Raw genomic sequence first — 6899 nt, 5'->3', positions numbered from 1 at the left:
TTCGACGGACAATCCCGATATGCTTCTGGTGCTTCTGGTGCTTCTGGTGCTTCTGGTGCTTCTGGTGCTTCTGGTGCTTCTGGTGCTTCTGGTGCTTCTGGTGCTTCTGGTGCTTCTGGTGAAGTCGAAAGATGTGTTTCTGATCCACACTGTGAACGAACGTCGATTGTGTGGCGGGACGTCGTGCGGTCAAGACTGTTGGCGGTTGTTCAATATGGCGGTGTCGCCTGATGGCACGGGTGTGTTTTTGTGTCGAGCTACAGCCACTCGGCGTTCTGGAGCGCGCCGGTGGGCGGCGTAAAGTGCATCGACGTGCTTGATATGGACAGCTTTCTTGATACGCGAAACGTTGCATTTGGCGGGCAGAACATCTGGGTTCGACAGAGGTTTTACCCGCCGGTCTGCACCCATGAGGGGAGCAATGACCTTGCGATTCCAGAGGTGACGGTGACGTAGGCGACGGCGGGCCAAATGCCGCTACTTGCCAACCTCATCAAACCCCTACATATCAGCGTTATGACCGATCTCGCACATATCCGTAACTTCTCGATCGTGGCCCATATTGACCACGGAAAATCCACTTTGGCGGACCGGCTTATCCAGCTGACGGGCACTGTCGCGCAACGCGATATGAAAGCTCAGATGCTTGATAGCATGGACATCGAGCGCGAGCGTGGGATCACGATCAAGGCGAACACCGTGCGGATCGAGTATCCGGCGAAGGATGGTATCACCTATATCCTGAACCTGATCGACACGCCGGGGCACGTGGACTTTGCCTATGAAGTGTCGCGGTCGATGCAGGCGGTTGAGGGGTCTTTGCTTGTGGTTGATGCCTCTCAGGGGGTCGAGGCGCAGACGCTGGCGAATGTGTATCAGGCGATTGATGCAGGCCACGAGATCGTGCCGGTTCTCAATAAGATCGACCTGCCTGCGGCGGATGTTGATCGCGTGTCGGAGCAGATTGAGGACGTGATCGGGATTGATGCATCGAATGCAGTGCAAATCTCGGCAAAGACGGGCGTCGGTATCCCGGAAGTGCTTGAGGCGATTGTGGCGCGGCTTCCGGCCCCGAAGGGCGACCGCGATGCGCCTTTGAAGGCGATGCTGGTCGATAGCTGGTATGACGCCTATCTGGGCGTTGTGGTGATGATCCGGGTGATTGACGGATTGGTCCGCAAAGGCGATCAGATCAAGATGATGCAGACCGGCGCGAAATACGGGATCGACAAGCTGTCGGTGCTGAAGCCGCAGATGGTTGACATCGCAGAGCTTGGACCGGGCGAGATCGGGATTTTCACCGCGTCGATCAAGCAGGTGCGCGACACCAAGGTTGGCGATACGATCACCCACGAGAAAAAGCCAACGGCCGAGGCTTTGCCGGGCTTTGCGCCGTCGGTGCCGGTGGTGTTCTGTGGGTTGTTCCCGGTGGATACGAACGACTTCGAGGACCTGCGCGACGCGATTGATAAGCTTGCGCTGAATGACGCGTCGTTCACGTTTGAGATGGAAACGTCTGCGGCTCTTGGCTTTGGCTTTCGGTGCGGATTCCTGGGACTTTTGCACCTTGAGGTGATCCGCGACCGGATCGAGCGGGAGTATGACATTGACCTGATCACCACGGCGCCAAGCGTGATTTACAACGTCTTCATGCGCGACGGCACGATGGTTGAGCTGCATAACCCTGCCGATATGCCGGATATGACCTACGTTGAGCACATCGAGGAGCCTCGCATTAAGGCGACGATTTTGGTGCCGGACGAATACCTTGGGGACATTCTGAAGCTGTGTCAGGATCGGCGCGGGGTTCAGATGGATCTGACCTATGCGGGCAGCCGTGCGATGGTGGTGTATGATCTGCCGCTCAACGAGGTGGTGTTTGATTTCTATGACCGGCTGAAGTCTGTGACGAAGGGCTATGCGTCGTTTGACTACCAGATGCTTGGCTATACCGAGGACGCTTTGGTGAAGATGTCGATCCTTGTGAACGACGAGCCTGTGGATGCGCTTTCGATGATGGTGCACCGGGACCGGGCGGATATGCGGGGCCGGGCGATGGTGGAAAAGTTGAAAGAGCTGATCCCCCGCCACATGTTCAAAATCCCAATCCAGGCGGCGATTGGTGGCCGGGTGATTGCCCGCGAAACGCTTTCAGCGATGCGCAAAGACGTAACGGCGAAGTGTTACGGTGGCGATGCATCGCGTAAGCGGAAGCTGCTGGATAAGCAGAAGGCTGGTAAGAAGAAGATGCGGCAATTCGGAAAAGTGGAGATCCCGCAGGAAGCATTTATCAATGCGCTGAAGATGGATGGCTAGAGCACGCGACGCGACGCGCTGGACTGGTTCAGAAGTTCTTTTGCAACGTCCAGACTGCGCTCAAAGCGCAGATGGCTGGCGAGGATAGGCCTTGGTCTACGCTCCATCTTTCCTAAAAGACTAAAGTGTTGCGTTGATCCGTTGAGACTTTCGCCAATAGCGGGTGTTCAGATTGATCCAGCCTCGACCATGTAGTTGTTTGCAGAGCACATTGCAGCATCGGCCGATGCAAGAAAGAGCACCATGCGGGCAACGTAGACCGGATCGATCAGGTCGGGCAGACATTGACGGTCTTGATGTTTTTCCAGCGCTTCCGGTGTCGCCCAGAGTGTCTTTTGACGCTCGGTCATGATCCAACCAGGGACCACGGTATTCACGCGGATACGGTGTTGGCCCAGATCGCGCGCCATTGTGCGGGTCAGCCCGTGGACCGCAGCTTTGGCAGTCGCATATGCAGGAAACCCGCCACCGGCCTCCCACCAGGAATTTGAACCCATGTTGATGATTGAACCGCCGCCGGCTGCTATCATATCGGGCGCCACCGCCTGAATCGAAAAGAACATGTGCCGAAGGTTGGTATGCATCCGCTCGTCCCAAATGTCGGGCGTCACATCAGCCCAGTCATGGCGATCGTCACGGGCGGCGTTGTTGATAAGGACGGAAGCAGGGCCGATCCGCGATTTAAGATTGCCGAGGCCGGAGCGCAGCGCATCAACATCCTTGAGATCGCATATCTCGTAAGTGATATCGCCGGGGGTTGCGTCCGTAAGCGCGGCGCTGGCCTTTTGGTCTATATCCAGGAAGCCAACCCGGCTTCCTTGCGAAGCGAAGGCCGCAACTATTTCTGCCCCAATCCCAGAGGCACCGCCAGAAATGAACACTGTTTTTCCCGAAAGACTGGGATAGCTCGCGAAGTCTTGGCGCATGTCTTTGACTCTTCAAATTGTTGTCTTTGTTTTTGAAAACCGGTTTTGCCGGAGCGGGGCGTCTTCATAGGGTCCGCATATGACTAAACACAGCCCTTAGAGATACCTCAAGGCTCGCCCGACATCATTCTACTTTGACCAGTCAATCAAGACTACCCGAAAATGGTGTGCAGGATGTCGGCTTGGAGCCTCTTTTGGTCAGGGCCTGCCACTCACCCAATCGCAATGACTTCGATGCTCGTTAGTTCAGGTTCACCGCCCCTAGCGCCGCTGCCTGCCGCGATCCATAATTTTCCATCATGCACGCAGCAATTGGTGCCATGTCGCGCGCGATTGAGCGGCGCTCCCATCGACCATTTACCCGCTGTTGGCTCAAAGATTTGCATCTCACTAAAGGCTTCCATCCGGCCCGCTTCGCCGCCCACGTAATGGATCTTTCCGTTTAAGACGCCGGTTCCGCCTGCTGCAGTCTGCACAGGCAATTGCTCGGCATGGACTGACCATTCCTGTGTGGCGAAATTGAACACATCAACATCCCCGATCGTAGCAAAAAACAGTGCGTTGTAATCCGTACCGTTGTGGCGGCCTGTCTCGCGCCCTCCGAAGAAAAAAAGATTGTCGCCGACAATCGCGCAGGGCGCATGGTCGCGCTTTTTGGGCGCGTCTGGCAAGATTTGCCACTCGCCGGTCTCGGGATTAATCCGGTCAAACCAGGCTTGGGTGTCTGCGTGATGCCCGTCCACAATGCCACCTACGACATAAATCCAGCCATCACTATGCAGGGCACAGCCCGATGCACCGCGCCGTCGCGCCTGTGGTATTTCAGGCCCCTCTAGCCAGCGATCGGCCTCGGGGTCATAGATGTAAACGGTCTCCAGAGGTGTTTCCCGCGGAAACAACCCTGTCATTGTGCCTAGGAGCCAAATTTGATGACCCACGATTACTGGCTGAAAGTGATGAATTTCGATCGGTGGCGGCGCGCCATGTGTCCAGGTGTTGGTTTCGGGATCGAATATATCCACCGGTTGGATCCGTCTTCCCCCAAACAGATAAAATTTGCCGGCATAGCAAGCGAAGCCGTTTTCATGACGGCAATGCGGTGTGCCATTGCAATCAAGCGTGACCCATCCGGGCATACAATTATCCTTAGCCTATTTTCGAAGACAGCCAGTTGACGCCAAGAAGTGCTGAGGAGCAATCTGGAATTTACGCCCCTTCCACCACAAGAAATGGCTTGGGAGGTCAGGCGAAAGAGTTCTGATACATCTGGTATCGGAAAAATCGCCGGCCATCACTTATGGTGCCGAACTCGCTTTGCCACGTATCAAACATGGGATCGCAGGATACGACGAAAATATCTACTAAAACGGGTTAAATGTAGATGGTTAGGCTTAATATTCGGGAAATAGGGCCGTGCCATACTCGATAGTGACTGTTCATGACGTGATCGAACGTCCCGACGCTTAGTTATCCCGATGGAAAGCAAGCGTTTTGTGAGTTCACCCAACTCGCCTGAGCCGCGCTTAAGGGTCGGGTGCCAGCCACTAGGTATCCGCCCAAAGACAACCCAAACCTGGCATGCATCAAGGCCCTACCTCTCAAACTCAGGAACTCTCCCGATACCCCATCCTATGGCGGCCCGAATGCTCTTTCTTACGCTCGCCATTCATATCTTCGTCGGCACCACACTTGCTGGGTCCGCTAGTATTGCGGCTTTGACGCTTGGGTTTGACACGGCCCAGGCGCTTGTCATCTCGGGCGCCGTTGGCTTTCTCGCCGCGCTCCCTCTTTCTTGGTACATTGCGAAGGAAACCCAGACGGGGGTGAAATAGAGGCCTGGGCGTCGCAATGGTACATGCGTCGGGGCCCCTTTCGCAGAGGGCCGCGGCGGCGCGCATTCGTCTCACACCACATTCCCGCCACAGTCTCGCGTTAGGGATTACCAGACCTGACATGAAAGAGATTTTGATATGACTGCTCTTATGAATACCTTTTCGACCAGCTCTGGCATCGCGGTAGCGGGCGTTCTGTGTGGCGTTGCACTATTATATCTTGTGGTGTCGCGCACTCTGAAAAAACGGAGCGAAGAGAGCTAAGCGTGCGTGGTGTGAGCGGAGAATAGAACCAACCCCATTCTCCCCACACTTCCGTCAAATCCTGACCACAATCCTCGGCCACACAATCTCCGAACATCGTTTTTAGGGATGATATTATGGAAGTTGTTATGAGCCTTACGACCGCCGGATGGGCGGTTTTGGTCCTTGGTTACACCTCGGGCGTAATTTTGTTGTATAAGCTGATGGTGCGCACGCTGCGTCGCAATCGCAGCACGGATGCCTGACGCCTAAGGCCGCCAAGCAACGCTAACATAGACAGCGGCGGGAAAACTCCGCACAGTCCCCTCAAAAAAGGAAGGGGATGTTTGCCATGTCACCAGAGCTTCGCCAGACGATCGTTCACGCACGCACTGCTGAGTATTCCGGTATTATGCGTACTGTCATATTTGCTTTCGCGGTGATCGGAGCGGCGCTTCATTTCGGACCGGGTGATTACTCCGCACCGCTTATGGTGCTGACGCTGACGGTGACCGCCTATGGTGTATTGGCGGGCGGATCGGCGCTTGATGACATTCACGCCCTGAAATCTGATATGACCGATGACTTTAAAGCGACGACTTATGGCGCGGGCGTTCTGGCGCGCGATATCTTGAAGCTGAAGCTGGCGTCTTCGGTGATGCTTGGGCTGACCGGGCTGGCTGTGGTGCTGGCTATTTTATTGTAAGGGCTTGGCCTTAAAACAGGTCGTTGCCGCGATCTTCAGCGATTGAGTCTGCGGCGACGGCTCCGACTGCGCCGATGGCGACGGGGACACAGCCCGAAAGCGCTATGGCGCCGAGGATCAGGGCACAGATGCGTGTGAGATTTCTGGACATGCTTGGTCTCCTTTGAAGAGGAATTTGGCGGTCGCGTGGACGGTCGGCAAGGATAAATTGCGCGATGTCAGCGATTGATGTGGATTTCTCCGGGGTTGATGGAGTGGGATTGGCGTGATTCTATTGCGGCGGACAGCCTGCGGGTGTGACGCGCGGGCGCCGCAAAGGAGGCGTGGGTCTTGGCAATCTGGCGATTGAGTGCGGCGGCGGCAGCGGTGGTCTTGGGCATCGGGGTGGCTGAGGCGGGCGAGCGGGAGCGGCTCGGCTGGTCTTTGGCGATTTCTAACGATTCCATCGGGGAATTTCTGGACCGGTGGCAAAGCGCGTCGGTGCAGTATGGCGCGTTTTATGGGTCTTCTTGGGAGGGGGCGGCTCCGACGAGGTTCGGAGAGTTGTTGGAGTTTCGGTTTCGCACGGACATTTTGACGCCCTCGGACTTGGAAGCGCCTGACCCCAGCGATCGGCGGCATGCAGGCGTTTTGGCGTTTGGCGTGCATTCCCATAGCGCGCCAAGTGGTTTTGAGGTGCGCGGCGGCCTTGATCTGGTGGTTGTGGGGCCGCAGACGGGACTGCTTGATTTGCAGCAGGAGTTGCACAAGGCGTTGGGGTTTACGGTGCCGACGTTGGAGGATTTCCAGATCGAAGATACGGCGCGGCTTAATCTGAGCGGTGAGATTGGTCGGGTCTGGGATGTTGGCGCGGCGCGCGTGCGGCCATTTGTTGAG

9 protein-coding genes are annotated in these 6899 nt (G+C 56.2%); 6 read left to right on the top strand and 3 right to left on the bottom strand.

Annotation, left to right across the window (positions count from 1 at the left end; all coding sequences use genetic code 11):
• The 3 genes from AC221Y_RS17810 to lepA form a co-directional block, all read left to right on the top strand.
• A partial coding sequence (locus AC221Y_RS17810; RefSeq protein ID WP_486707905.1) for a hypothetical protein occupies positions 1 to 301 on the top strand: 301 nt, incomplete at its 5' end.
• Positions 289 to 456 carry a hypothetical protein gene (locus tag AC221Y_RS17805; protein ID WP_486707904.1) on the top strand — a complete coding sequence of 56 codons (168 nt, stop codon included), beginning with the start codon at positions 289 to 291 and terminating at the stop codon, positions 454 to 456. The genes AC221Y_RS17810 and AC221Y_RS17805, both read left to right, overlap by 13 nt.
• Positions 457 to 516: 60 nt before the next feature.
• Positions 517 to 2316 carry a translation elongation factor 4 gene (gene lepA, locus AC221Y_RS17800; protein WP_486707906.1) on the top strand — a complete coding sequence of 600 codons (1800 nt, stop codon included), beginning with the start codon at positions 517 to 519 and terminating at the stop codon, positions 2314 to 2316.
• 167 nt (positions 2317 to 2483) lie between these two features.
• Here the strand turns inward: lepA and AC221Y_RS17795 are convergent, their stop codons facing one another.
• Both AC221Y_RS17795 and AC221Y_RS17790 read right to left on the bottom strand, forming a co-directional pair.
• The gene (locus tag AC221Y_RS17795; protein WP_299748901.1) at positions 2484 to 3242 is read right to left on the bottom strand and encodes an SDR family NAD(P)-dependent oxidoreductase; all 759 of its coding nucleotides are present in this window, start codon (positions 3240 to 3242) and stop codon (positions 2484 to 2486) included.
• Positions 3243 to 3454: 212 nt separating this feature from the next.
• The gene (locus AC221Y_RS17790) at positions 3455 to 4378 is read right to left on the bottom strand and encodes a Kelch repeat-containing protein (protein ID WP_486707903.1); all 924 of its coding nucleotides are present in this window, start codon (positions 4376 to 4378) and stop codon (positions 3455 to 3457) included.
• A gap of 507 nt (positions 4379 to 4885) precedes the next feature.
• On the opposite strand from AC221Y_RS17790, the gene AC221Y_RS17785 reads away from it, so the two are divergent.
• Complete coding sequence (locus tag AC221Y_RS17785; protein ID WP_299748893.1) at positions 4886 to 5074, top strand: CTP synthetase; 189 nt, start codon at positions 4886 to 4888, stop codon at positions 5072 to 5074.
• Positions 5075 to 5669: 595 nt separating this feature from the next.
• Positions 5670 to 6023 carry a hypothetical protein gene (locus AC221Y_RS17780; protein ID WP_299748890.1) on the top strand — a complete coding sequence of 118 codons (354 nt, stop codon included), beginning with the start codon at positions 5670 to 5672 and terminating at the stop codon, positions 6021 to 6023.
• Positions 6024 to 6033: 10 nt separating this feature from the next.
• Here AC221Y_RS17780 and AC221Y_RS17775 read toward each other — a convergent pair whose 3' ends face one another.
• Positions 6034 to 6174 carry a hypothetical protein gene (locus AC221Y_RS17775; protein WP_486707902.1) on the bottom strand — a complete coding sequence of 47 codons (141 nt, stop codon included), beginning with the start codon at positions 6172 to 6174 and terminating at the stop codon, positions 6034 to 6036.
• Positions 6175 to 6353: 179 nt separating this feature from the next.
• On the opposite strand from AC221Y_RS17775, the gene AC221Y_RS17770 reads away from it, so the two are divergent.
• The coding region (locus AC221Y_RS17770) for a lipid A-modifier LpxR family protein (protein ID WP_486707901.1) at positions 6354 to 6899 on the top strand (546 nt) is incomplete at its 3' end.

It is taken from the genome of Boseongicola sp. (genome assembly GCF_057460485.1).
Note: the sequence above shows the minus strand (reverse complement) of the source record. Positions and strands in the feature narration are given on the sequence as shown.

Excerpts from the sequence above, each read along its gene's own strand:
- lepA (WP_486707906.1), top strand. The coding sequence starts at position 517 with ATGACCGATCTCGCACATATCCGTAACTTCTCGATCGTGGCCCATATT.
- AC221Y_RS17795 (WP_299748901.1), bottom strand. The coding sequence starts at position 3,242 with ATGCGCCAAGACTTCGCGAGCTATCCCAGTCTTTCGGGAAAAACAGTG.
- AC221Y_RS17790 (WP_486707903.1), bottom strand. The coding sequence starts at position 4,378 with ATGCCCGGATGGGTCACGCTTGATTGCAATGGCACACCGCATTGCCGT.
- AC221Y_RS17785 (WP_299748893.1), top strand. The coding sequence starts at position 4,886 with ATGCTCTTTCTTACGCTCGCCATTCATATCTTCGTCGGCACCACACTT.
- AC221Y_RS17780 (WP_299748890.1), top strand. The coding sequence starts at position 5,670 with ATGTCACCAGAGCTTCGCCAGACGATCGTTCACGCACGCACTGCTGAG.
- AC221Y_RS17775 (WP_486707902.1), bottom strand. The coding sequence starts at position 6,174 with ATGTCCAGAAATCTCACACGCATCTGTGCCCTGATCCTCGGCGCCATA.